Genomic DNA, 23,357 nt, shown 5'->3' on the forward strand with positions numbered 1-23,357 from the left:
CTAAACCTCTTCTATTTGCCCCTGATGAATGGTTACTACTCTATCGCAGACATCAAGCAACTCTTCCTTATAGTGGGAACTTAAAAGAACCAGCTGTTCTTGTCTATCGATTTGTGCCAGCCTATCAAAAAACTTCTGTCGATAATACTCATCTAAGCCATTTGTAATCTCATCCATAAGCCAGCATTTCGCCTGACTGAGGAAATACATGGCAATCACTAAGCGTTGCTTCATGCCTAAGGAATACTTACGAATGGGAAGTCTGACATAGTCCGACATTTCCCAGTAATCAATTTCATCCCTCAAGTTTAGGTCTGACTTCCAGATGTTTTTTATGAGGCGAAGATAGTCCATCCCACTTAAATTTTCATCCAGCCATTCAATACTCTCATAATAAAACAAAGAAGGAGGGGCTACGATATTTCCACTAGTTATAGGAATTAAATTGCTAATGGCGCGGAACAGTGTCGTCTTTCCAGAGCCATTGATAGCAAGAATACCATAAATCCTACCCTTTTCAAATGTAAAATCAACATCTTGTAAGATGACTTGTCGCGTTTTTAAGGTCACATGAGTAAGTTGCAACATACCTAGCCCTCCTTTTTATCACTCTTTAGGGATTAATAGCCTCCACTGGAGTAGTTTAGTACCTCATAACGATCGTAATTCCAGCCACTATCAACTTTATACTCAAAATAGCTATAATAACGAGATCATAACAGAACGTTAATATAGCTATATCTGTGGTAATTCATACTAGACTTATAGTAGATATTCCAATCATACCTATAAGTTTTAAGAACGCTCACAGCAGATATACTGGACTGAAAAAGACCAATAGATCATAAACTAACTAATTAAATGGTTTTTACTAATTTTTAATGGTTTTATATCATTAATATCGAAGACGCTTTCATTATATCGTTTTTATCATTATTATGCAACAGATTTTTAGTTTATTTTACTAATATATAATATTTGTCCTTCCTATCGAACGCTTTCGATTTTCCAACTATTCCACCCCTTAAAGCGTATAGCTCCTTGCTGGTCAGTTCGGTAAACTTTGCTATTGATACCCTCCAGTCGTGTCAAGGTTTCCTGATGGGGTAATTTCGTTCGATTGTTCTTTCCAACTGAAATGAGAGTAAACTCTGGTTTGAGTTTTTCTAGAAAGTCTGAACTTGATGATTTTTTAGAGCCATGTTGGCCAGCTTTCAAAATATCCACTTCTTGGTCAGGATACTGCTTCAGCAATTCCTTCTCCCCTTTCTCCTCCAAATTTCCTGTGAAGAGAAAGTACTTATCCAAAAGTTTTCCATACAGAACCAGGGAATCATCATAACCTCCATCTCCTATTTTCCTTGGAGCTAGGACTTCTAACTGACTTCCAAAAATTGGCAAGTTCTCTCCTGCTGTCACACTGCGCACCTTAGTTTGAGTCGCCTGCAGTTCTACCACAAATTCCTTCTGTTTCGGACTGCCTTTTGATACTAAAATCTCCCCTACATGGAAAGCCTTGGCCACTTCCAGCAAATCTCCAACATGTTCCTTGTCCGTATTGGTCAAAATCAGCTGGTCAATCTTGGCTACTCCTCGACTTTTGAGATAGGGAATCAAGGTTCGCTGGGCATTGCTAGTTGTCGCCTTTTCTTGCCATTTTTCTATTTTCTTACTAGACTCTGCCTTACCGCCTACATCTATGAGAATGGTTTTACCAGTTACATCCCTTAGGAAAATACTTTCCCCTTGCCCCACATCCAGCATGGTAATTTCATTTTCCAGTGGATACTTGGTCAGGAAAAAGAGACCCGTAATCAATAAGCTTAATACTGCTAGCCTTTTAATGTTTTTCCTCAAATCATAGACTAAAGCCAAAGAAATTAATAGTAGTATCAACAGCCATGCATTGGGTTGTCCAAAGACCAGAGGTCTACTTGCCACCTGTGATACCAAGCGAATCATCCCCTCCAACCATTCAAAAATAAAATTCAGCTGAATGACTGGATAGAGAAAGGAAAGGGAAAATAAGATAGACAAGAGCGGTAAGAAGACCATATCAAATAGAAAGGAAAAGACAAAGGTCAAAAGGATGGACCAAGGTTGAAATTCCGCAAAATAGAAGGATAAAATAGGTAATATTCCCAAGGAAATGACTAGACTTTCTCTGACAACTGTCTTGAGTCCCTCTCCTTCTTTGCTGGTCATGGTCAAGATAAAAGCATAAGCACAGGACAAGACTCCTCCTGCTGTCAAGAAAAAGTTGGGCATGATAATAAAGAGTACAAGCACAGTCAAGGCAAAATTGTCCAAGCCCTTAACACCATGTTGAGCCAGTAACTTTTGCAAAAGACTGCGAATGACCGAGGCTGAAAATCCAGTCAGGCCTGCATAGATAAGGGAAAAGGGATAAGTCAGCCATTTCAACTTTTCTTGGGTCAAGCCCAATCGCAAGAAAAGTTTCTTAAATCCATCCATGAAAAAGCCTACCTGCATACCCGACAAGGCAAAGAGGTGGATAATTCCTAAACTAGAATAAAGCTCACTCATCTCCTCAAAATCTGTGTCCAGATGTCCTAGCAAAAGCCCTGTCATGTAATTGCGCATAGGGTCTGGAAAATGTGTCTTAATCCAAACCACAGCCTTTCGACGTAAACTAGACAAGTTTTCACCTATATCCCAACTGCTAACCTTTTGAATCGACTGGATTTTTTTGATATTGAGAGTCTGGTAAATTCCCTGACTCTTCATATAGGCTTGATAGTCAAAGCCACCAAAATTTCTCTGCCCTTCTGGCTCTGATAGTTTTCCTTCAAGTTCCAAATCATGAAGGTCGGTTAAAGCTTGAAAGGCTTCTTTCTCCTCCTCGGACTGGAGTTTATAATAGACTTGAAAAATGCGTCCATTAGCCTTGCCACGAAAGGATAAACTATCACCATTTACCTTAATAGTGTCGGGCAAAATCCGTACCCTTTCAACAGAATCAGCCAAATTTTGACTCGCTTGACTCTGTTGCCAATTTTGGAACAGAAACCAGAAGCCAAAGACTCCACAAATCACTAGAACTTTGCCTGCTGATTGCCAAGGAAATTGAATAAAGAGGCAGACTAGCAGAAAAACAAAGCCCAATAAAGCAAGATAGGATGCAGAAAAAATGGCGTAGTAAAGCCAGAGCAATAGAAAACTCAGGTAAATTAGGGGAATGGAGATGTTCTTAATCCACTGTAACATAGTCTTTTAGCTTTTCTATGGTCTTGGCACCAATGCCAGAGACTTTCTTGAGTTCGTCTACTGACTTGAACTTGCCATTTGTTTCACGATGGTCGATAATGTCCTGGGCTCGTTTGCCACCCAGTCCTTTGACCTGTTTAATCTCTTCCAGACTGGCCTTGTTGAGATTGACCTTCTTTTCTTTGCTTGTTGAAGAAGCCACTCCAGAACCAGTCTGTTGACTAGCTGCCTCTTCTCCCTTAGTGGGAACGTAAACCAGAGCCTCATCACTAACTTTCTGAGCTAGATTGAGCGACTTGCTGTCTGCTTGCTCTGTCAAGCCGCCAGCCTTCTGAACAGCATCATTGACTCGACTACCTACAGGCAAATCATAAATCCCTGGCGATTTGACAGCACCTTTGACATCTACTGTGATTAGATCTTGTTCAACAGGTTCTTCCTTTTCTTCCTTCTTCACATCCTTTTCGGTCGATGAATCCTTGGAAACAGCTGCAACTTCTGCCTGCAAATTCGTTTCCTTGACAGGTGTTTCTGGAGCTGGTTTTAGTAGGAAAAATCCTCCTACAAGCAAGCCCAGACCAGTACAGATGACAATGATTTTATACTCTTTGATTTTCTCGATAATTGCTTCCATATTTTCTCCTCTCTTAGATTATTCGTAAGAGAAAGAAAAAACAGTTGAAAATTTCTTCTCAACTGCTTATTTATTTGCAAAATAGTCTTCCTTGGTCAAGACATAATGAACTCTTGTCACGATTCGGCCTTCTTCATGCTGGTCCATACAAGCATAAGCTTCTTCGTGGGAAAAACGCATTCCTGATTTCTCCATGACCTTTCCTGACGCGGGATTAGCCTTATCGTATAAAGCAACTAACTTATTCATTCCTATCTTATCAAAAGCCAGCTCAATCACGGCACGATTGGCTTCTGTCGTTAATCCTTGATTCCAATACTTTTTATTGATAATGTAGCTAATAGCTGCCTTCTTAAGAACAGAATCAATCTTGTGCAAGTCAATGGTTCCGATAAATTTGCCATTGCTTTTTAGTTCTATTCCCCACCGTCCCAAGGGATTGGCCAAGTAGAACTGCGCAATATTATTTTTGGTTTCTTCTACATTTTGATTGGTTAGAAAAGTGTAACGTGTATTATCCTTGTCCGAGGCATAGCCAAACATTGCTTCCGCATCATCCAATGTTACAGGTCTAAGCAATAAACGCTCCGTTTCTATAGACGGATACTGGGCAAGTTTTACAAAGATTGATTCCATAGGATTCCACCACTTGAAACCTTTCTAATCTCATACAAGGATATTGAATGAAACATATAAAAAGCAAACTTATAGTAGATTGAAATAAGATATAAACAAATCAATCAGGAAAGTCAAATTAATTTCTAGAAATGTTTTAGCAGTCGCAACGTACTATTCTAGCTTCAATCTACTATAAATTTAGCATTGAGATAACTTTAAGTACAAAAGAACTATCCTTCAGATAGAGGTTGAGGATCTAATTCTTCACTCTCTTCTTTTTTAACCGGTGCTGGTTCATAAGCTCTGATAATCTGAGCAACAACAGGATGGCGAACCACATCCTTAGCTGAAAAATGAACAAAGTCAATCTGGTGAATGTTCTTGAGCTTTTCTTGAGCATCAATCAAACCGGACTTGACATTACGTGGCAGGTCAATCTGACTGACATCTCCATTGACAATCATCTTAGAATTAAAACCTAAACGCGTCAAGAACATCTTCATCTGCATGATGGTCGTATTTTGCGCCTCATCGAGAATGACAAAGGCATCATCCAAGGTCCGTCCACGCATATAGGCAAGGGGCGCAATCTCGATAATTTCACGCTCCATGAGACGAGTCGTTTGGTCTTTGCCGAGAATCTGATACAAGGCATCATAAACGGGTCGAAGGTAAGGATCTACCTTCTCCTTAAGATCACCCGGAAGAAATCCAAGACTCTCTCCTGCTTCCACCGCTGGACGAGTTAGGATAATTCGCTTGACTTGCCCACGTTTAAGGGCAGTCACTGCCAAGGTCACTGCAAGGAAGGTCTTCCCTGTCCCTGCAGGTCCGATTCCAAAGGTCACATCATGCTGTTTGACACTATCCACATAAAGCTTTTGACCCAGTGTTTTGACACGGATAGGCTTCCCTGTATTGTCCTTGATAATTTCTTCTTCGTAAAGGGCGACAAACTTGTCAATTTCATCGTTTTTGACCATACTAATTGCAGTCACCACATCTGGCGTACCAACGGTCATCCCACGATTTACCAAGACCATCAAAGCCTGAATAACTTGACGGGCTTCCTCACAGGCAGTCTCTTCTCCCAAAACCTGCACAATCTCCGTACGAGCATGAATCACCACATCAAGCTCTTCTTCCATCAAACGAAGATGGCGTTCATTGGAACCAAAAAGATGAAACAAGTCATCTGGATGACTCAGTTGAATGTCAATTGAATGTTCCTTCAAATAAAGAACCTCTCTAATCCGTTTATTTCTTTTTATTATAGCAAAGGGGTGGAGAAATTACTAGCCCAAACCCAATGAATCATGCTAGTGTTCTATGTATTCTTGCCAGATAGCGTCAAAGTCTCCTAGGTTAAAAGAGAAACCGGCATGTTCTTCCAAAAAGCGACTCACCTCATCAAAATCATCGGTGTGTTTTGGAAAGGCTGATTCTTCAAAAGCGAGGTCTGCCAAGATAGCCTTGGGACTGTTACTTTTAGGATTGCGCTCGGTCATGAGCCAAGTGTAAAATGATTTTCTCAATTCTTTCTCCTATCAAGACTTTTTTTGATGAAACTTTTCTGATTTTTAAAAATTACTGGACTTAGCCTCTGACACATAGTGGTTTATAAAATCCGTTTTCGCATCAGTATAGGCGTCTCGATTGTGTTCAAATTGTTTCCACAAACTGAGTTTTAATTCCTGATACGCTTGGGCAATATCTGGATGCTGGCAGAGATAATCTCTAAAATAAATCTCGTCATGATCTCCCGTCATTCGCACATGTAAATGAAAAACTTTCTCAGCAAATCCCTGCTCTGTATATCCTTTATTTAGCGAAATCCTGTTAGGACTCTCTGACATCACTAGCCAACCATTCTTCACCAATAAATCCCTAACTCTTGCTAAATCCTCTATTCTACCTACTTCTAGCAGAATATCAACGATATTTTTGGCCCAAATATTAGGGATAGCAGTGCTACCGATATGTTCTATTCTTTTAATAACATTTGCACCCAATATTTTTTTCAGACTTGTTTTTTCCGATTCATACCAGTCTTTCCACTCTGACTTGTGCTCTACTAGAAAAATAGGAAAAAGTTGCCAGAGTTCCTCTAAACTCATTTCTTCAAGTTTCTTTTTCATGTCTATAAGGCCTAAATCAACTCTGTCCCAAACTGATCTTGCTTGATTTTGCCAGCCTTCATAAGACCACCTAAAGCCTTCTTGAACTGACCTTTAGAAATACCAAAGGTTGCCTTGATGTCGTCTGGAGATGACTTATCATTTAAGGTCATGAAACCGCCATTGCTTTCCAAGTAAGTCAAAATCATCTGGGCATCATTTTCCAACATTTCAAAAGAACGTGGTTTGAGGGAGAGGTTCAAGGTACGGTCCACTTCACGGAAACCAATAACGCGCGCATCTAATACTTGCCCCAAACGTGGTTCTGCATAACGCTCACTTGGGTGAATAAAACCAAGCATATTATTTTCTGGTAGGTAAACAAAAGTTCCTGACAGCTTGAGGCGGTATACAATGGCTGGCCAGTTTTGATTCTGCATGTTGTTGTAAGCAGGACGAGCCAGACGTTGGAAGTCTTCTTGATAGGCCAAAAGTCCCCAGATACGGTCTTTCTTGTCCACTTCAAGACGGATATAGAGTTGGTCGCCTTTCTTAGGCCAGAGTTCCTTGAGCTCAGGAAGAATATCGAGTGACACAACGATTTCCTTGTCAGGAAGTTCTGTATCCACAAAAACACCCAAGTCCTTACGAACTTCCGTTACAGTTCCCCAACCAAATTGTTCCTGAGTGGCAGTGACTTCTAAAGTGGTCAAGCGGAGCTTTTGCTTCATATCTGTATAAGCAAAACCTTTAACCGTATCCCCTACTGTATGCTGACCTTCTTCCTTGGCAAGCGCATAGGTTTGGCCATCCTTTTGCACAAAGTAAAAACGGTCATTTTCATCGATGATGAGTCCAACGATAAAACTTGCAAGATTTGTATTCATATTTCCTTCTTTCGAATAAAACTCAGCCAGCAATGCCAACTGAGTTTTTCTGTTTATTTTTAGACTTCCAAAAGTTCTTTTTCTTTATTGGCAGTCATTTCATCGATGTGTTTGACAGCATCGTCTGTTACTTTTTGAATGTCTTTTTCAAGAGTCTTCAATTCGTCTTCAGTAATTTCTTTTGCTTTCTCTTGTTTCTTAGCTTCATCCATAGCGTCGCGACGGATATTGCGGACAGCCACTTTAGCATTCTCACCGACCTTCTTCACTTCTTTAGCAAGGTCGCGACGAGTTTCTTCTGTAAGAGCAGGGATAACCAAGCGAATCACAGAACCGTCATTAGCTGGTGTAATACCAAGATCAGAAGCGTTCAAGGCACGTTCGATGTCTTTCAATGAAGACTTGTCAAATGGTGTTACCAACAAAACACGCGCTTCTGGAATGGTAATTGAAGCGATTTGGTTAAGAGGTGTTTCTACTCCATAGTATTCTACATGTACACGGTCAAGCAAGCTTGCATTGGCACGACCGGCACGGATGCCACCAAATTCACGAGCAAGTGATTGGTGAGACTGGGTCATTCTCTCTTTAGCTTTTTCAATAATTGCGTTAGCCATAATCTTTCTTATTCCTTTTCTTCGATATTATTTGAAACTGTTGTTCCGATATTTTCCCCAAATACGACACGTTTGATGTTGCCTGGTTGGTTCATGTTGAAGACAACCAAGTCAATGTCGTTATCCATTGAGAGGGTTGAAGCTGTTGAGTCCATGATACGGAGACCTTTATTGATAACGTCACGGTGGGTCAATTCTTCAAATTTAACAGCTGTCTTGTCCTTCTTAGGATCGGCATTGTAAACACCATCTACGCCATTTTTAGCCATAAGGATAGCATCCGCTTCGATTTCAGCTGCACGAAGGGCCGCTGTTGTATCTGTTGAGAAGTAAGGTGAACCAATTCCGGCACCAAAGATAACGATACGTCCTTTTTCAAGGTGACGAAGGGCACGTCCACGGACATAAGGCTCTGCCACTTGTTGCATAGCAATAGCTGTTTGCACACGTGTATCAACTCCAACTTGTTGCAATGAATCTGCCATCACAAGAGCATTCATAACAGTCCCAAGCATTCCTGTGTAATCTGCCTGAACGCGGTCCATACCTGCTTCTGCTGCAGGTTCTCCACGCCAGAGATTTCCTCCACCAATAACAAGGGCAATTTCGATACCTAAGCTATGAACTTCTTGAATCTCTTTTGCGATTGTTTGAACTGTTTGGATATCAATCCCTACGCCACGTTCACCGGCAAGGGCTTCACCTGATAACTTGATTAAAATACGTTTATACTTGGGATTCGCCATTTTCACTCTCCTTTTTTTATCCTACCTATTTTATCACAATTTCTAAGATTTTTATAGTATCATGAGCAATTCTTTGAAAAAAATTAGACTGTTAAAAATTCCTCTAAATCGGCAAGGGCACGCTCTGCAATTTTTTCATAACGAGCCTTCTTATCACGGATACGCTCGCCTTCCAACTCTTTGATAATTCCAAAATTGACATTCATTGGTTGGAAATGTTTGCTGTCTGCATGGGTGATGTAATGAGCTAGACTTCCAATCGCTGTGGTCTCTGGGAAGATTGCTTCACTTTCACCCTTGAAGAGACGAGCCGCGTTAATACCCGCAACCAAGCCTGATGCTGCTGATTCAACATAGCCTTCCACACCCGTCATCTGACCAGCAAAGAAGAGATTTGGTTGTTTCTTAGAACGGTAAGTCTGTTCAAGAAGATGTGGTGAATCCATGTAAGAATTGCGGTGCATAACACCATAACGAACAAACTCAGCATTTTCAAGTCCTGGAATCATTTGGAAAACACGCTTTTGTTCTCCCCATTTGAGGTGGGTCTGGAAACCAACAATATTGTAGAGGCTACCAGCCGCATTATCCTGACGAAGTTGCACAACCGCATAAGGGGTTTTGAATTCTCCATCACGAGGTCCTGTGTAGTCGTCCGGATACTCAAGCCCCACTGGTTTCATAGGACCATAAAGCATAGTTTTAATACCTCGTTTGGCCATGACTTCGATAGGCATACAGCCTTCAAAGTACTTTTCTTTTTCGAAAGAATTAAGCGGAGCTTCTTCCGCATTGACCAAGGCTTCATGGAAATCCATAAACTCTTGCTTGGTCATGGGCGCGTTGAGATAAGCGGCTTCTCCCTTATCATAACGAGATTTGAGATAAACCTTGCTCATATCGATAGTGTTGACATCGATAATCGGCGCTGCCGCATCGTAGAAATAGAAGCCATCGCCATCATTAAGGGCATGAATCTTTTCAGCCAGGGCATCACTAGTCAAGGGACCAGTCGCCACAACTGTAATAACATCTGTCGGCAATTCTGTAATTTCATCACGAACCACTTCAATCAAGGGGTGGTTGGCCACTTTTTCGGTCACCATTTGGGAGAAACCATCACGGTCCACCGCAAGTGCTCCTCCAGCGGGAACACGTGTAGCCTCAGCAGATTCCAAAATAACAGAACCCAAGCGACGCATTTCTTCCTTGAGAAGCCCGACAGCATTTGTCAAAGCATCCCCACGAAGAGAATTGGAACAAACCAACTCTGCAAAATTGGCTGTTTTGTGCTGGGGTGTTGACTTGACACCACGCATTTCATAAAGTTTAACTGGAATACCACGCTCTGCAATTTGGTAGGCAGCTTCAGAACCTGCCAAACCAGCACCGATAACATTGATATAAGATTGAGACACGACACTAATACCTCTTTGGGAGTGTGAAGACAAGGTTCACATTGAAAAAGCCAATCAAACTTAAGAGTTTTCGAATTTCTTGGCTCAGGCTGAAAAAGTCCACAGGACTTACTTCGCTTTCAAGTTTCTTGGCTCAGGCTGAAAAAGTCCCCCAGACTTTTTCACTCCCACAAATCTTTCTAATTTTTTCTTCTACTAGTATAACAAAAAAAGGGAAGAAGGCAAACTTCCCTGTTTAGTCATTTTCTTGATTTTCTTCCCAGTCGTGGTAGTCAGCGTAGAGCTGACTTTTATTCCACTGGTAAATCTTTGCTACTTCCTTAATGGCTTGATTTTTCTTCATACCATGTTGGATGCGGGCTTGGATTTCTAAGAACAAGTCCTCCTCGTCTTTTTCCTCCACATCCTGACTGGCACCTTCAACGATGAGAAGGCATTCTCCCTTAAGTGGCGTTTCAGCTATGTTTTCTAATAACTCTGAAATGGTACCTCTTTGGTATTCTTCATAGATTTTGGTCAATTCTCTAACCAAGACCACCGAGCGATCACCGTAGACTTCTAACATATTTTCTAACGTATCTGCCACACGATGAGGGGATTCATAGAAAATTTGTGTTTCAGGATAGTCTTTTTTCGAGTCGAAAAATTGCTTTTGCTGACCTGATTTTCTCGGTAAAAAGCCGTAAAAGATATGTGGCTGTGGCGCTAAACCACTGGCAATCAAAGCAGAAATTCCTGCAGAGGCACCTGGAACAGTCACAACCGCAATTTCTTCCTCAATGGCTGCCTTAACCAAATCATGACCAGGGTCTGAGATGCTAGGCAGACCCGCGTCGGATACCTGAGCAATGCTTTGTCCTGCTTTCAGGAAACCAATCAAATCAGGAATTTTTTCCTTGGCATTGTGCTCATGAAAACTAATCTGCTTAGTAGAAATGTCAAAATGCTTGAGCAGAAGCCCTGTATTGCGCGTGTCCTCAGCCGCAATCCAATCTACTTCTTTCAAGGTCTGGATAGCACGAAAAGTCATATCATCTAGATTTCCAATCGGCGTTGCCACTAGATACAGCTTGCCGTAGGGAGACTGCCCCTTAAAACTTTTTTGAATCTGCATGCTTACTCCCTGTATAACAACTCATCACAGAACATACATTCTTCGTCCTGCTCTCGACGTTGTCCATAAAAATCATTACAAACGTGAAATCCATCACGGTAAATGCGACGGACACTTTCTCGAACATGCTTGGCCTTGACGGGAGCATCTGCTTCCACCTCGCCCAAGCGTTCCCGCAACTTACTATTTTCCAAGCGAAGAGCTGTATTTTCCTCTACTAGGCTCTTGAGATTTTTCTTGATAGCTTCCACATCGGCTAAGGTTACCAATAACTGTTGGGAAAAATCATCCAGCGCGTCAAATAATTCTTTTTTGTCCATAAAACAGCCCTTTCCTTTCTTTATCATTCATTTTTGAGTTTATATTTCTTTCAAGACCAGATATTCCATGGCATTTTGAAAGCTGACATTAGCTTGCCACATTTTTCTAGTTTCTAGCAAATCTTGTAGAATCACCCTTACTCTTGCTTGTAGGATATCTTGTCCACAGAGAACTTCAAGAATCCGTAAAACCTGATCTTGTTTTTCCTTGTCATCTGCCAAGTTGGCTAATTTAGCAACCTGCAGATAACTTTCTTTTTTCTTAGCTACTAACCAAGTCAGCAGGCGTTCACTTTCATCGACCAAAGTCCAAAAACTTGCCTGATTAGACAACTTTTCTGCTTCAGCTCGCGATTGACTAAACTGAGCTAGGAGAGTCGCTTTTTTCTTAACCAGTCCCATTTGTTCTAAGAGCAAGATGAGCTTCTCTTCTTGTTTTTTAAAGTGAAAAATTTGCGTCCGACTGCGGATGGTTGGTAAGATCTTTTCCTCATCGCTGGTCAAGAAGAAAATATAAACCTCACTCTGGGGTTCTTCGATGACCTTGAGCAGAGAATTGGCTGCATTAGGATGCATTTTCTCAGCTTGCTCGATAATAAAGACCTGCTGCTGGCTTTCAATCCCTGCTTGGGAAAATTGTCCCACCAATTCCCGAATGCGTTCTGTCTTGATGACCTGATTGACTGGCTTAATCAAGGTAACATCGGGAAATTCTTCCTGCTCAATCAGCTTGCAGTTTCGGCATTTCTCACATGGTAAAACGCCTACTTTATCCGTACAAAAGAGGCTCTTAGCTAGAAATTGAGCCATTTCCAAGCTTCCAAAGAAACCTGAAAAAAGATAGGCATGATTAAGCTGGTCCTGTTCTAGGATACGGACAAAGCGGTCAAACTGGTCTGGCTGCCAAGCCTTTAGTTGATCTTGTTTCATTTAGCTAATCCCATTCTATCAAACAAGACAGCCTTGGTAGTTTCCACAACCTGCTCCAAAGGGAGACTAGCATCAATCTTGACAATACGGTCTCCTTCTTTGTCCAGAAGAGAAAGATAACCTTGACGGACTTTTTTATGCAAGTCCAACCCTTCCAAGTCCAAACGATTGACCTCACGATTGCTATTAGCAGCAATGCGAGCCAGTCCTTCTTCCACCTCGATGTCAAAATAGAGTGTCAAATCGGGTTTAAGGCCATCTGTCGCAAAGTGATTGAGCCAATCAATGGAGTCAATATTCAAACCACGACCAAATCCTTGATAAGCAAGAGAACTATCGATGAAGCGGTCCATAATGACCAACTTGCCAGCTTCAAGGGCTGGAAGAACTTTTTCCACCAAGTGCTGTCTGCGACTGGCGATATAGAGAAGGAGTTCTGTTTTAGGATCCATCTGAGTATGACTTGGATCCAAAATCACTTGACGAATCTTCTCCCCAATCAAGACTCCGCCAGGTTCACGGGTCGTCAGCACCTCTATTCCTTTTTCCTCTAAAATTGGGAGCAGAGCCTCTAAAACACTGGTCTTTCCTGCTCCCTCTGGTCCCTCAAGAGAGACTAAAAATCCTTTTGACATGTCTAACTCATTTCTTTTTTACTACTTCTATTCTATCAAAAAAATAGGGGTTTGTGACAATCTTTTTGTCTTCTCGTATCAACCACCATAAAAGAGGCAGACAAAGCCACCTCTTATTTACCTAATTCTTGTGTTCGTTTGTAGGCTTGATGAACTGCATCCATGACTGTTCCTCGAAAAGCATGCGCTTCTAGACTTGCTACACCAGCGATAGTCGAACCGCCTGGGCTACAAACTTGGTCTTTCAAGACCCCAGGATGCTCTTGGGTTTCTAGGACCAATTGCCCAGCTCCTACCACAGTTTGAGCCGCCATTTTCATTGCTATTTCTCGTGGCAATCCTGTCTGAACACCCGCATCTGCCAAAGCCTCAATAAAGAGATAGACAAAGGCTGGTCCACAACCTGCAAGACCTGTCGCTGCGTCTATTAAGCCTTCCCCAAGTTCAACCAAGAGTCCAGCCTTGGTTAAAAGCTGACAAAAGAGATCACTGTCCTCAACCCTGCAATTAGGAGACAAGGCATAACTAATCACTCCTTGACCGATAGAAGCAGGGGTATTTGGCATCATACGAATAATTCTGTGTTGATTTGGAAGAAGACTAGCTAGTTTTTCTAAAGTCAATCCAGCTGCCATGGAAATCAAAAGAAGACTTTCTCTTTTTTCAAGGATGGTCTGGTATTGAGCAAGCAATTCAGAAAACTGGGCTGGCTTTACTCCTAGAAAAATCACATCTGCTTCTGCAAAAATTTCTTCATTGCTGGAAGCCTGACCACCAAAGTCTGCAATGAAAGCATCTACCTTAGCTTGACTACGATTGGCAAGGAGAATCTGAGCACCCGTCTTGGCCTGCAAAACAGCCTTGGCCAAACTAGCCCCCATATTCCCCAAACCGATAAATCCAATCTTCATCTCTTACTCCCTTATCTGTCCGTCACCAGTAACCACATACTTGTAGCTAGTCAACTCCTTCAAGCCCATTGGACCACGCGCGTGCAATTTCTGAGTAGAAATCCCCATTTCACATCCAAGACCAAATTGACCACCATCGGTAAAACGAGTTGAAGCATTGACATAGACAGCTGCAGAGTCCACTTGATCTGTAAAGTAAGTTGCAGCTTCAGCATTTTCCGTCACAATCGCATCCGAATGATGGGTACTGTGAGCTTCAATGTGCGCAACCGCTTCTTCTAAACTACTCACAACTTTAACAGCTAGGACATAGTCCAAAAACTCGGTGTCAAAGTCTTGAGCCTCAGCTACTTGACCAGAAACAAACTGACTTGCTTTGCTATCAAGTCGGAATTCAATTGATTCCTGTCCAGCTTCTTTGCGATCTGCAACTAGCACTTGCTCCAAGCGAGGAAGGAAGCTTGTTGCCTTGGCTTCATGAACCAGCAAAACCTCCATGGCATTGCAGACAGAAGGACGACTGGTTTTGGCATTGTTGATAATAGATAAAGCCTTATCTTCATCCGCATCCTTATCGACATAAACATGGACAATCCCAGTTCCTGTCTCGATAACAGGTACGATAGCATTCTCAACCACTGCATTGATCAAACCAGCTCCTCCACGAGGAATAAGAAGGTCTAGATAGCCCTTGGCCTTCATCATGGCATAGCTACTTTCACGGCTGGTATCTTCCACCAGTTGAATCACATCTGGGTGAATAGTAGTTGTCTCTATGCCCTTCTTCAAGGCTGTAACAATAGCATGAGCTGTTTGATAGGCATCCTTACCACTACGAAGAACAACCGCATTCCCACTCTTGAGAGCCAAAGCAGCCGCATCAGACGTCACATTTGGACGGCTTTCATAGATAATACCAATAACTCCCATAGCTACACGTTTCTTGGTGATCACTAAGCCATTTTCAAGATGATTGGTTTCTAAAACTTCACCGATTGGATCTGGTAAAGCAACCACTTCACGAATCCCAGTTGCCATTGCTTCTATACGTCCTGCATCCAAATAAAGACGATCCAGCATCACATCTGAGATTTTACCCTTGGCCTCTTCCATATCGAGGGCATTGGCCGCTAAAATCTCCTCAGTAGCTACTAATAAGTGATTAGCCATGGCTAACAAGGCTTGGTTTTTCACCTCTTCACTAGCTGTGTTGATCGATTTTTTAACAGCCTGTACCTGTTCAAATTGTTCTTGTGTACTTACCATAGTTTACCTCTAAAATTCTGTAAAGAGTAGTTGGATTTCAGGAGTAATGGAAATCCAGTCATCACGGTGAATCAGGACACCCTTGGCTTTTTGAGAACGCAACATATCCTCCAAAGCAGATGCCCCAAATTGCACGCGTCCTTTTCCAAGTGATTTTCCACTTTCCTTGTCAAATACTGTCACAATATCACCGTAAGAAAAGGCGCCTTCTGCTTCAACAACACCAGATAAAAGGAGACTCTTGCCATGTTGAGAGAGAGCTTCTGCAGCCCCTTTATCAACCCAAATAGAACCTTGACTCTGAGCATAAAAGGCCAGCCATTGTTTCTGGGTACGAAGTCCCTTCTCTTGAGCAACAAAGTAGGAACCATCCTCGGTTTCCTCAGCTGCTTCAATCATGGCATCTGACTTCAAGGATGAGCAGATATAAACAGGAACTCCTGATTCCGTCGCGATAGTTGCAGCTTTGATTTTAGTTAACATGCCACCTGTACCATTAGACGAACCTGCTCCACCGGCCATATCAATAATCTCACGATTGATAGTCTCGATTTTCTCCAAGCGTTTGGCTCTTGAATCTGAATTAGGATTTCCTGTATAGAGGCCGTCTACATCTGTCAAGAGGACCAAAAGGTCTGCTTGGACCATGGCCGCTACCTGGGCACTTAGAGTGTCATTGTCCCCGACCTTGAGCTCATCAATGACGACACTGTCATTCTCGTTGATGATAGGAATCGCTCCACGGCTAAGTAGAACCGACAAAGCCTGATGGGCATTTTTATAACGGCGCTTATCCACAAAGTCATCCTGGGTCAGCAAAATTTGTGCAGAAACGATTTGGCGCAAGAGAAGATTGGTCGTGTATTCTTCCAACAAAAGCCCTTGCCCTACCGCTGCTGAAGCCTGTTTATCAGCAATCTTAGTCGGACGCTTTTTAAATCCTAAGGCTCCAAAACCGGCAGCAATGGCTCCCGACGACACCAAAGTCAACTCATGACCAGCCTCGTGCAACATAGCTAACTGCTGGGTAATAGCCTTTACCTTACTACGTGATAAACTTCCATCCTCATTCGTCAGAGAAGAAGTCCCCACCTTAAAGACAATCCGTTTGTATTTCATAGTCTCACTCCGATTCTTCATATTTATCCATTATAACATGAATGGCAGGAAATAGAAAAGAGTTGATAGGAAAAAGGTCGAGACAAGTTATCTCAACCTTTTATCAAATCTAATTCTTTCTCAATCTCTCCAGTGTTTCCTTAAAAATCTCTGGGATATCTGCTGTAAATTCCAAGGTCTCACCTGTTCTCGGATGGGTAAATCCTAGCGTCTTGGCATGAAGAAATTGTCCATGTCCTTTCAAAGTCTTGCGAGGACCATAGACTTCATCCCCAGTGACTGGATGACCAATATAAGCCATGTGAACACGGATTTGATGAGTGCGCCCTGTCTCCAGTTGCAACTCCACTAAGCTATAATCGCCAAAGCGTTCCAAAACGTGAAAACGCGTCACTGCTGGCTTACCTTTCGCAGTCACAGCCTGTTTCTTACGGTCTTTTTCACTACGGCCAATCGGTGCTTCAATCACACCACGATCATTTGGTAGATTTCCATGAACAATCGCCCAATATTTACGAAGAGACTTTTTATCCTTCAGTTCTTGGGCAAGTGCTAGATGCGCCTCATCATTTTTAGCAATCATAAGAAGACCTGACGTATCCTTATCAATACGGTGAACAATTCCTGGACGCAGAACACCATTGATACCCGACAAGTCCTTAATATGATACATAAGGGCATTTACCAGGGTCCCACTAGTATGACCAGCACTCGGATGCACAACCATTCCCTGAGGCTTGTTAACGACGGCCACATCCTCATCTTGGTAGATGATATCTAGCGGAAGATTCTCAGCCACATACTCTAAGACCTCCGGCTCTGGTACATGGTAAGTGACGATATCACCCTCTTGAACTGTGTATTTAGCTTTCTTGACTTGGCCATTGACCAAGACCTGGCCTGATTTGATTTGTTCATTCGCGAGACTGCGTGATAATTCTGTCAAATCCGACAAAGCCTTATCCAAACGCAGGCCACCAGTTTCAATTTTAATTTCCATTTATTTCCTCTTTTAGCATTGCAGTCAATAAAATAATCACTCCAACCGTCAGATAGCTATCTGCCACATTGAAAATTGCAAAATTGATAAAGTCAAGGTGAAACATATCCACAACAAAGCCCTGACTCACCCTGTCAATAAAGTTTCCAAGACCACCTGCAATAATCAAGGTCAAACCCAAGACCATCCAGAATGAATCCTCCATGTGTTTATGTAGATACCAAATGGCACCTACCATAACGACCAGTGTAATGATAGCAAATAACCACTGCTGGTCTTGTAGCATCGAAAAGGCTGCCCCTCGATTTTGCAGGTAGGTCAAACTAACGAAATTAGGAATCCAAGAGCGTACTTCACCCAGTGGAATCTGCTGGACGATATAGGATTTAACTAACTGATCCAGCGCAATCAAAAGCAATACAATGACTGCCACTATTCCTCTTTTTTTCATGATTTCCTCTTCTGATTAAAATATTCTTGCATGACTTCTACAAAGAGAGTCCCAGCTTGACTGAGCTCCACTTCTTCACGTTTAACATAGACCATGTGATTATCCAAATTATCCTTGAGACGAATAACTGTAATGCCATTGACACTATCACTATCTAAAAATCCGGAACCTGTCGCATAGGCGTCCGTCCGCTCTAAAATACCATTCAAGGTAGCACGGTCTGTCACATTAAACATCTGTGAACTCGCACTGGTATCGACAAAGTTCTCTGAATAATAAAGGTACTCGTCTTTCTCTTGAGTGAAACGAACCGTTGGTAGATCCGCTAAATCCTCCATGACCAATTCCTCTTTCTGAGCCAAAGGATGCCCCTCACGAAGATAAATATGGGTATGGAAGGGAATCAATTCAATGACCTCAAGGCCTAACTTTTCAACTCGTTGCATGATCCCTTTTTTATTTTGATTGTTGAGGTAGATAATCCCAATCTCACTGTGACCTTGCGCTACTTCATCTAAGATTTGGACAGTAGTCGATTCAAAAATACGGAAGTTCTTATAATCAGGATAGCGCTCTGAAAAGGCAGTAATAGTTGGTGGCAAGAAGTCATAGTGCTGACTGGCAATGGAAAATTCATCTTTTTCTTCCTCAGGGTTGGCATACTGATTTTGAAAAATATCAAATCCTTTAACCAATTCTTGCGCTTTTTCGTAAAATTCCATACCACGACGAGTCAAGAAAGTCCCTGAGCTGGTCCGACGGAAAATCTTAAAACCCAACTCTTTTTCCAAATCACGAACAGAAATAGACAGACTCGGCTGACTAACATACATCTTTTCAGCAGCTTCACGAAAAGTACCACTATTGGCAATAGCCACAACGTAGCGTAATTGTTGAATGTTCATCTTCTACCCCCAACTTCTTTATCTTTTCATTATACCATATTTTAGAAGTTTTCCAAAAAGGAAAAAAGTCTGGAACTTTTCAAGTCTAAACAAATACGCTAACATTCCAAGACAAGAATTAGAATAATGTCTTTTTTCAGTCCTTATTTTATTTCAAACAAATAAAAACAGCAAATCTTTTTGATCTACCGTTTATAATATGATGCAAATTCAATTTCCATAATATGGGTATCAGCGTGGGTATCAAAATAAAAAAAAATAGGCTCTCCGAAAACTCGGAAAGCCTTATTTAATGCTATTTCTAGCTTCCTCGCCTTTACATTTCAAGGCTCGGGATAAAAAGGTTCACTGGACCTTTTTATTTAGCGATTGGGTAAACAGAAACCTGCTTTTTATCGCGTCCTTTACGTTCAAAGCGTACTACGCCCTCAACTTTAGCGAACAAAGTATCGTCTCCACCACGTCCAACGTTTACACCTGGGTAGATGTGTGTACCACGTTGACGGTAAAGGATTGATCCACCTGTTACAGTTTGTCCGTCAGCTGCTTTAGCTCCAAGACGTTTCGCTTGTGAATCACGTCCGTTTGATGTAGAACCTCCACCTTTTTTGTGGGCGAAAAGTTGCAAGTTGTTAAGAGTCATTTTTAACATAATGTTTTCCTCCGTGTTAGTTTTCTGTGATAACTCTGGTTTGGACGAACTCAGAAGAGTTCTCCGATAAGTTTGCCATACCTAAGAAAAATGATTCAAAGAATAACTGGGTCATTTCTCTCTGGTGTGAAGGAAGATCTTTTGGAATCTCAACCATCAGATAGCCACCTTCATCTTCGTTTAATTCTAGGATTGGTTCATAGCCTGCAAATTTCTCAATAGAATTGATAAAGTTAATGGCAAGCGTAGAAACCGATGCACACACGACATCTAAGCCGTATTCGCCACTCTCGGCGTGTCCAGTAATTTCCGCACTCCTCAGCTCGCCATCTTCGGCTCTCTCAAAGACTGCTTGTATCATGTGTTCTCCTTAAAATTAAGCGTTGATTGCGTTGATGACAACTTTTGTATATGGTTGACGGTGACCTTGTTTACGGTGGCTACCTTTTTTAGGTTTGTACTTGTAAGTAACAACTTTCTTTTGTTTTCCTTGTTTTTCAACAGTTCCAACTACAGTAGCTCCAGCAACAAGTGGAGTTCCGACAACAGTGTTTTCACCACCAACAAGAACAACTTCGTTAAAAGTAACTTCTTGACCAGCTTCAACGTTCAATTTTTCAACGTAAACTGCTTGACCAACTTCAACTTTAACTTGTTTTCCGCCAGTTTTGATAATTGCGTATGTGCTCATTATGCACCTCCTATGATTTTTATGGGTTTCCCCGAATTTTTTGTGAAGACTCGCCTAGCATCGTGGGACGAACCACTTAAACTTGAATAATCAAGCAACGATGTTCGTGCGGTTGCACAGGATCGTGCATAGTCAACTCTTCAAGTATAACATATCTCCTATTTTCTTACAAGTAATAACACCTAAAATCAAGCTTTTTCTTTTACTTTTTCCCGCCACTTGGCAAAAAGCATGCTGAGGTAAAAAATACTCATCATAATAGGAACACCAAGAATGGTCTTTTCATGATAGAAAATCGTCAAATAGGCTGAAAAGACAACGCCAAGGACAAAACTACTAAGCAGGCTAACAAAGATGAATCCTTCACGCAAAAAAGGTGTGTGCTTGGTTCGGAAATAATCTCCAAAAGCCAGCATGGTCCGTTTGATATTCCCTGTCATAAAAGCGTTATTATAGGCAATACCCGACACTTCTCCAAAAGCAGTTGTCACCAATCCCATACAGAATGCCAAGGGCGGTACTAGATAGATATTATCCACAGTCTGCGGCACAAAACCAATAATGATTGATAAGATTGCTAAAGGAAGCAATGACAAAATTGGCTTTTTCACAATTCTCAATTTTTCCTTATAAATTGTTAATAGAAAGACCCCCATCATAAAAGCTAACAAGGTGAGAACCTTATCCCTAACATCTGAAACATTATTTTGAATTAATTCTACTGAAAGAAAGACGACATTCCCAGTTTGTCCAGCTACAAGAGTATTCCCTCGCACAATAAACGTATAAGCATCTACATAACCTGCACAAAAAGTCAAAAAAAGCGCTAGCCTCTTAGACTGACGTGATATTTTTCTTATAGGTAATAACCTCATTTTCCCTCCCATTTCATTTACTCATCTCATTATTGTACCACTTTCTTTGGAAAAGACCTAGTAGCTTATTTGAAATTTTTTCCCCTCTGTTGGATAGTCCCGTCTATCTATGTTATAATGAAAGAAGGATTTGAAATCGGAAAAGGAGTAACTATGCTTAAATTAGGTGTCATCGGAACAGGAGCTATCAGCCACCACTTCATAGAAGCAGCCCATACCAGTGGAGAATACAAGCTGGTCGCAGTCTATTCTAGAAAACTAGAAACTGCGGCAACCTTTGCTTCTCGCTATCAGGATATCCAACTCTTTGATCAAGTAGAGGACTTCTTCAAGAGCTCCTTTGATGTGGTCTATATTGCCAGTCCAAATTCCTTGCATTTTGCTCAGGCAAAAGCTGCCTTGTCTGCTGGCAAACACGTCATTCTTGAAAAGCCAGCTGTCACTCAGCCACTAGAATGGCTAGATTTGAGACATACAGCTGAGAAAAATCACTGTTTTATATTCGAAGCAGCTCGCAATTACCATGAAAAAGCTTTCACTATCATCAAAAACTTTTTAGCTGACAAACAAATTTTGGGAGCAGATTTCAACTATGCCAAGTATTCTTCCAAAATGCCTAACTTGTTGACTGGACAGATACCAAATGTCTTTTCAGACCGTTTTGCTGGTGGAGCGCTTATGGATTTGGGGATTTATCCTCTCTACGCTGCCGTTCATCTCTTTGGAAAAGCTAAGGATGCGACCTATCAGGCTCAACAGCTTAACAATAGCATTGACTTAAATGGAGATGGAATCCTCTTCTACCCAGACTTTCAAGTTCATATCAAGGCCGGGAAAAACATCACTTCCAATCTCCCTTGCGAGATTTATACGACAGATGGAACCCTGACGCTCAACTCAATTGAGCATGTTCGCTCGGCTATTTTTACCGACCATCAAGGCAATCAAGTCCAACTCCCTATCCAACAGGCTCCTCATACGATGACTGAGGAAGTTGCTGCATTTGCACACATGATCCAGCAACCAGATCTGAATCTCTACCAAACTTGGCTGGAAGATGCAAGTTCAGTTCATGAGCTACTATATACTATGCGCCAGACTGCTGGCATTAGATTTGAGGCAGAAAAATGAAAAACAAACTACCGACTGAATGGCAAGAACTGAGTGACCAACTCGGTTTCCAAGAATTCACCCCCATTCAAACTCAACTATTTGAGCCCCTTCTTGCTGGAGAAAACCTCCTAGGAGTGAGCCCAACAGGAACTGGTAAGACCCTAGCTTACCTTCTACCAAGTCTTCTAAGACTACAAAAGAAAAAAGCCCAACAACTATTGATTTTAGCACCAAATACTGAGCTTGCTGGACAGATTTTTGATGTATGTAAAACGTGGGCTGAAGCTATCGGCTTGACTGCTCAGCTCTTCCTATCAGGCTCAAGTCAGAAACGCCAGATTGAACGCCTTAAAAAGGGACCAGAAATTCTCATTGGAACTCCTGGCCGTATCTTTGAACTAATTAAATTGAAAAAAATCAAGATGATGAATGTGGAAACCATCATCCTGGATGAATTCGACCAATTGCTAGATGATTCTCAGATTCACTTTGTCGAGAAAATCACTCACTACGCACCGCGTGACCACCAACTCGTCTACATGAGTGCGACGACCAAGTTTGACCAAGAAAAGATTGCGCCTAACACACGTACCATTGATCTTTCTGACCAAAAATTGGACAACATCCAACATTTCTATATGCAGGTAGATCAACGTCACCGAGTGGATATGCTACGAAAACTAGCTCATGTTGAGGATTTCCGCGGTCTGGTCTTCTTTAACAGCCTATCAGACCTTGGAAGCGCAGAAGAAAAACTACAATATCGGGATATCCTGGCTGTTTCCCTCGCTAGTGATGTCAATGTCAAATTTAGAAAAGTCATCTTAGAAAAGTTTAAAGACAAGCAACTAACCCTGCTTCTTGCAACTGACCTTCTAGCTCGTGGGATTGATATCGATAGCCTAGAATGTGTCATAAACTTTGACGTCCCAAGAGATATGGAAACCTACACTCACCGTGCTGGCCGTACTGGCCGTATGGGCAAAGAAGGTTATGTTATCACTCTCATTACTCATCCAGAAGAACTTAAAAAACTCAAAAAATTCTCAAATGTCCGTGAGATTGTCCTAAAAAATCAAGAACTCTATATCAAATAAGGTTGGCTCTCGC

At 41.7% G+C, this 23,357-nt stretch carries 27 protein-coding genes, 2 pseudogenes and 1 other annotated feature; of the genes and pseudogenes, 3 read left to right on the forward strand and 26 right to left on the reverse strand.

All coding sequences use genetic code 11. The annotated features are described in order from the left end of the window. The 22 genes and pseudogenes from D8845_RS01245 to D8845_RS01355 form a co-directional block, all read right to left on the reverse strand. Complete coding sequence (locus D8845_RS01245; protein ID WP_125452195.1) at window positions 1–588, reverse strand: ATP-binding cassette domain-containing protein; 588 nt, start codon at window positions 586–588, stop codon at window positions 1–3. Between the two features lie 32 nt (window positions 589–620). Next, window positions 621–809, reverse strand: a pseudogene (locus tag D8845_RS10590) (hypothetical protein). 178 nt (window positions 810–987) lie between these two features. Beyond that, window positions 988–3,228 carry a DNA internalization-related competence protein ComEC/Rec2 gene (locus tag D8845_RS01255; protein WP_125452196.1) on the reverse strand — a complete coding sequence of 747 codons (2,241 nt, stop codon included), beginning with the start codon at window positions 3,226–3,228 and terminating at the stop codon, window positions 988–990. Then, the gene (locus D8845_RS01260) at window positions 3,212–3,862 is read right to left on the reverse strand and encodes a helix-hairpin-helix domain-containing protein (RefSeq protein WP_125452197.1); all 651 of its coding nucleotides are present in this window, start codon (window positions 3,860–3,862) and stop codon (window positions 3,212–3,214) included. The genes D8845_RS01255 and D8845_RS01260 overlap by 17 nt, the downstream gene beginning before the upstream one ends. Window positions 3,863–3,928: 66 nt before the next feature. Beyond that, a complete protein-coding gene (locus tag D8845_RS01265) occupies window positions 3,929–4,498 on the reverse strand; it encodes a GNAT family N-acetyltransferase (RefSeq protein ID WP_125452198.1) in 570 nt (189 codons plus the stop codon). A gap of 212 nt (window positions 4,499–4,710) precedes the next feature. Beyond that, window positions 4,711–5,715 (reverse strand): PhoH family protein, encoded by a 1,005-nt coding sequence (locus D8845_RS01270; protein WP_125452199.1) that lies wholly within the window; start codon window positions 5,713–5,715, stop codon window positions 4,711–4,713. A gap of 84 nt (window positions 5,716–5,799) precedes the next feature. After that, window positions 5,800–6,015: a YozE family protein gene (locus tag D8845_RS01275; protein ID WP_125452200.1), complete on the reverse strand. Its 216-nt coding sequence runs from the start codon at window positions 6,013–6,015 to the stop codon at window positions 5,800–5,802. Between the two features lie 45 nt (window positions 6,016–6,060). Beyond that, window positions 6,061–6,618, reverse strand: a complete 558-nt coding sequence (locus tag D8845_RS01280; RefSeq protein WP_125452201.1) for a GrpB family protein — start codon at window positions 6,616–6,618, stop codon at window positions 6,061–6,063. 11 nt (window positions 6,619–6,629) lie between these two features. Further along, complete coding sequence (gene cvfB / locus D8845_RS01285) at window positions 6,630–7,484, reverse strand: RNA-binding virulence regulatory protein CvfB (RefSeq protein ID WP_125452202.1); 855 nt, start codon at window positions 7,482–7,484, stop codon at window positions 6,630–6,632. Between the two features lie 59 nt (window positions 7,485–7,543). Next, on the reverse strand, window positions 7,544–8,101 hold the full coding sequence (frr, locus tag D8845_RS01290) for a ribosome recycling factor (RefSeq protein ID WP_033686645.1): 558 nt from the start codon (window positions 8,099–8,101) through the stop codon (window positions 7,544–7,546). An 8-nt stretch (window positions 8,102–8,109) separates the two neighbouring features. Continuing rightward, window positions 8,110–8,847 carry a UMP kinase gene (gene pyrH / locus D8845_RS01295; RefSeq protein WP_000002996.1) on the reverse strand — a complete coding sequence of 246 codons (738 nt, stop codon included), beginning with the start codon at window positions 8,845–8,847 and terminating at the stop codon, window positions 8,110–8,112. 83 nt (window positions 8,848–8,930) lie between these two features. Then, window positions 8,931–10,265 carry a methylenetetrahydrofolate--tRNA-(uracil(54)-C(5))-methyltransferase (FADH(2)-oxidizing) TrmFO gene (trmFO, locus tag D8845_RS01300; RefSeq protein WP_033686646.1) on the reverse strand — a complete coding sequence of 445 codons (1,335 nt, stop codon included), beginning with the start codon at window positions 10,263–10,265 and terminating at the stop codon, window positions 8,931–8,933. Window positions 10,266–10,500: 235 nt separating this feature from the next. Continuing rightward, the gene (rsmI, locus tag D8845_RS01310) at window positions 10,501–11,379 is read right to left on the reverse strand and encodes a 16S rRNA (cytidine(1402)-2'-O)-methyltransferase (protein ID WP_125452204.1); all 879 of its coding nucleotides are present in this window, start codon (window positions 11,377–11,379) and stop codon (window positions 10,501–10,503) included. A gap of 2 nt (window positions 11,380–11,381) precedes the next feature. Continuing rightward, a complete protein-coding gene (gene yabA, locus D8845_RS01315) occupies window positions 11,382–11,699 on the reverse strand; it encodes a DNA replication initiation control protein YabA (RefSeq protein ID WP_000358228.1) in 318 nt (105 codons plus the stop codon). Window positions 11,700–11,738: 39 nt separating this feature from the next. Then, window positions 11,739–12,629: a DNA polymerase III subunit delta' gene (locus D8845_RS01320; protein WP_125452205.1), complete on the reverse strand. Its 891-nt coding sequence runs from the start codon at window positions 12,627–12,629 to the stop codon at window positions 11,739–11,741. Next, on the reverse strand, window positions 12,626–13,264 hold the full coding sequence (gene tmk / locus D8845_RS01325; RefSeq protein WP_125452206.1) for a dTMP kinase: 639 nt from the start codon (window positions 13,262–13,264) through the stop codon (window positions 12,626–12,628). Before tmk ends, D8845_RS01320 begins: the two co-directional genes overlap by 4 nt. Window positions 13,265–13,377: 113 nt before the next feature. Continuing rightward, on the reverse strand, window positions 13,378–14,175 hold the full coding sequence (gene proC, locus D8845_RS01330; RefSeq protein ID WP_125452207.1) for a pyrroline-5-carboxylate reductase: 798 nt from the start codon (window positions 14,173–14,175) through the stop codon (window positions 13,378–13,380). A gap of 3 nt (window positions 14,176–14,178) precedes the next feature. After that, the gene (locus tag D8845_RS01335; protein WP_125452208.1) at window positions 14,179–15,441 is read right to left on the reverse strand and encodes a glutamate-5-semialdehyde dehydrogenase; all 1,263 of its coding nucleotides are present in this window, start codon (window positions 15,439–15,441) and stop codon (window positions 14,179–14,181) included. A 9-nt stretch (window positions 15,442–15,450) separates the two neighbouring features. Continuing rightward, on the reverse strand, window positions 15,451–16,560 hold the full coding sequence (gene proB / locus D8845_RS01340; RefSeq protein ID WP_221762776.1) for a glutamate 5-kinase: 1,110 nt from the start codon (window positions 16,558–16,560) through the stop codon (window positions 15,451–15,453). 109 nt (window positions 16,561–16,669) lie between these two features. Continuing rightward, a complete protein-coding gene (locus D8845_RS01345) occupies window positions 16,670–17,560 on the reverse strand; it encodes an RluA family pseudouridine synthase (protein ID WP_125452210.1) in 891 nt (296 codons plus the stop codon). After that, window positions 17,550–18,011 carry a signal peptidase II gene (gene lspA / locus D8845_RS01350; RefSeq protein ID WP_125452211.1) on the reverse strand — a complete coding sequence of 154 codons (462 nt, stop codon included), beginning with the start codon at window positions 18,009–18,011 and terminating at the stop codon, window positions 17,550–17,552. The genes D8845_RS01345 and lspA overlap by 11 nt, the downstream gene beginning before the upstream one ends. Further along, a complete protein-coding gene (locus D8845_RS01355; protein ID WP_125452212.1) occupies window positions 18,008–18,916 on the reverse strand; it encodes a LysR family transcriptional regulator in 909 nt (302 codons plus the stop codon). Before D8845_RS01355 ends, lspA begins: the two co-directional genes overlap by 4 nt. Between D8845_RS01355 and D8845_RS10395 the strand changes: the two are divergent. Continuing rightward, a pseudogene (locus D8845_RS10395) lies at window positions 18,909–18,983 on the forward strand (AraC family transcriptional regulator); the annotation flags it as partial. The gene D8845_RS01355 and the pseudogene D8845_RS10395 overlap by 8 nt on opposite strands. Window positions 18,984–19,274: 291 nt before the next feature. Here D8845_RS10395 and rpmA read toward each other — a convergent pair. The 4 genes from rpmA to D8845_RS01375 form a co-directional block, all read right to left on the reverse strand. Further along, complete coding sequence (gene rpmA, locus D8845_RS01360; RefSeq protein ID WP_000916509.1) at window positions 19,275–19,568, reverse strand: 50S ribosomal protein L27; 294 nt, start codon at window positions 19,566–19,568, stop codon at window positions 19,275–19,277. Between the two features lie 16 nt (window positions 19,569–19,584). After that, window positions 19,585–19,929, reverse strand: a complete 345-nt coding sequence (locus D8845_RS01365) for a ribosomal-processing cysteine protease Prp (RefSeq protein WP_000613699.1) — start codon at window positions 19,927–19,929, stop codon at window positions 19,585–19,587. Between the two features lie 15 nt (window positions 19,930–19,944). After that, window positions 19,945–20,259: a 50S ribosomal protein L21 gene (gene rplU, locus D8845_RS01370; protein WP_000109141.1), complete on the reverse strand. Its 315-nt coding sequence runs from the start codon at window positions 20,257–20,259 to the stop codon at window positions 19,945–19,947. 36 nt (window positions 20,260–20,295) lie between these two features. Next, window positions 20,296–20,383 (reverse strand) — a sequence feature (ribosomal protein L21 leader region). 64 nt (window positions 20,384–20,447) lie between these two features. Next, entirely contained in the window at window positions 20,448–21,146 is a 699-nt protein-coding gene (locus D8845_RS01375) for a YoaK family protein (RefSeq protein ID WP_125452213.1), read from the reverse strand. 141 nt (window positions 21,147–21,287) lie between these two features. On the opposite strand from D8845_RS01375, the gene D8845_RS01380 reads away from it, so the two are divergent. Continuing rightward, window positions 21,288–22,265, forward strand: a complete 978-nt coding sequence (locus D8845_RS01380) for a Gfo/Idh/MocA family protein (protein WP_125452214.1) — start codon at window positions 21,288–21,290, stop codon at window positions 22,263–22,265. Further along, window positions 22,262–23,344 carry a DEAD/DEAH box helicase gene (locus tag D8845_RS01385; RefSeq protein ID WP_125452215.1) on the forward strand — a complete coding sequence of 361 codons (1,083 nt, stop codon included), beginning with the start codon at window positions 22,262–22,264 and terminating at the stop codon, window positions 23,342–23,344. The genes D8845_RS01380 and D8845_RS01385 overlap by 4 nt, the downstream gene beginning before the upstream one ends. Window positions 23,345–23,357: the final 13 nt, after the last annotated feature.

Origin of the sequence: Streptococcus mitis (assembly GCF_003942865.1) — a bacterium.
In the GTDB taxonomy this organism is placed as follows: Bacteria; Bacillota; Bacilli; order Lactobacillales; family Streptococcaceae; genus Streptococcus; species Streptococcus mitis_BI.

What these genes read in the sequence shown, in the direction of transcription:
- D8845_RS01245 (WP_125452195.1), bottom strand. Translation starts at nt 588, where the DNA reads ATGTTGCAACTTACTCATGTGACCTTAAAAACGCGACAAGTCATCTTA.
- D8845_RS01255 (WP_125452196.1), bottom strand. Translation starts at nt 3,228, where the DNA reads ATGTTACAGTGGATTAAGAACATCTCCATTCCCCTAATTTACCTGAGT.
- D8845_RS01260 (WP_125452197.1), bottom strand. Translation starts at nt 3,862, where the DNA reads ATGGAAGCAATTATCGAGAAAATCAAAGAGTATAAAATCATTGTCATC.
- D8845_RS01265 (WP_125452198.1), bottom strand. Translation starts at nt 4,498, where the DNA reads ATGGAATCAATCTTTGTAAAACTTGCCCAGTATCCGTCTATAGAAACG.
- D8845_RS01280 (WP_125452201.1), bottom strand. Translation starts at nt 6,618, where the DNA reads ATGAAAAAGAAACTTGAAGAAATGAGTTTAGAGGAACTCTGGCAACTT.
- cvfB (WP_125452202.1), bottom strand. Translation starts at nt 7,484, where the DNA reads ATGAATACAAATCTTGCAAGTTTTATCGTTGGACTCATCATCGATGAA.
- frr (WP_033686645.1), bottom strand. Translation starts at nt 8,101, where the DNA reads ATGGCTAACGCAATTATTGAAAAAGCTAAAGAGAGAATGACCCAGTCT.
- pyrH (WP_000002996.1), bottom strand. Translation starts at nt 8,847, where the DNA reads ATGGCGAATCCCAAGTATAAACGTATTTTAATCAAGTTATCAGGTGAA.
- rsmI (WP_125452204.1), bottom strand. Translation starts at nt 11,379, where the DNA reads ATGCAGATTCAAAAAAGTTTTAAGGGGCAGTCTCCCTACGGCAAGCTG.
- yabA (WP_000358228.1), bottom strand. Translation starts at nt 11,699, where the DNA reads ATGGACAAAAAAGAATTATTTGACGCGCTGGATGATTTTTCCCAACAG.
- D8845_RS01320 (WP_125452205.1), bottom strand. Translation starts at nt 12,629, where the DNA reads ATGAAACAAGATCAACTAAAGGCTTGGCAGCCAGACCAGTTTGACCGC.
- tmk (WP_125452206.1), bottom strand. Translation starts at nt 13,264, where the DNA reads ATGTCAAAAGGATTTTTAGTCTCTCTTGAGGGACCAGAGGGAGCAGGA.
- proC (WP_125452207.1), bottom strand. Translation starts at nt 14,175, where the DNA reads ATGAAGATTGGATTTATCGGTTTGGGGAATATGGGGGCTAGTTTGGCC.
- D8845_RS01335 (WP_125452208.1), bottom strand. Translation starts at nt 15,441, where the DNA reads ATGGTAAGTACACAAGAACAATTTGAACAGGTACAGGCTGTTAAAAAA.
- proB (WP_221762776.1), bottom strand. Translation starts at nt 16,560, where the DNA reads ATGAAATACAAACGGATTGTCTTTAAGGTGGGGACTTCTTCTCTGACG.
- D8845_RS01345 (WP_125452210.1), bottom strand. Translation starts at nt 17,560, where the DNA reads ATGGAAATTAAAATTGAAACTGGTGGCCTGCGTTTGGATAAGGCTTTG.
- lspA (WP_125452211.1), bottom strand. Translation starts at nt 18,011, where the DNA reads ATGAAAAAAAGAGGAATAGTGGCAGTCATTGTATTGCTTTTGATTGCG.
- D8845_RS01355 (WP_125452212.1), bottom strand. Translation starts at nt 18,916, where the DNA reads ATGAACATTCAACAATTACGCTACGTTGTGGCTATTGCCAATAGTGGT.
- rpmA (WP_000916509.1), bottom strand. Translation starts at nt 19,568, where the DNA reads ATGTTAAAAATGACTCTTAACAACTTGCAACTTTTCGCCCACAAAAAA.
- D8845_RS01365 (WP_000613699.1), bottom strand. Translation starts at nt 19,929, where the DNA reads ATGATACAAGCAGTCTTTGAGAGAGCCGAAGATGGCGAGCTGAGGAGT.
- rplU (WP_000109141.1), bottom strand. Translation starts at nt 20,259, where the DNA reads ATGAGCACATACGCAATTATCAAAACTGGCGGAAAACAAGTTAAAGTT.
- D8845_RS01375 (WP_125452213.1), bottom strand. Translation starts at nt 21,146, where the DNA reads ATGGGAGGGAAAATGAGGTTATTACCTATAAGAAAAATATCACGTCAG.
- D8845_RS01380 (WP_125452214.1), top strand. Translation starts at nt 21,288, where the DNA reads ATGCTTAAATTAGGTGTCATCGGAACAGGAGCTATCAGCCACCACTTC.
- D8845_RS01385 (WP_125452215.1), top strand. Translation starts at nt 22,262, where the DNA reads ATGAAAAACAAACTACCGACTGAATGGCAAGAACTGAGTGACCAACTC.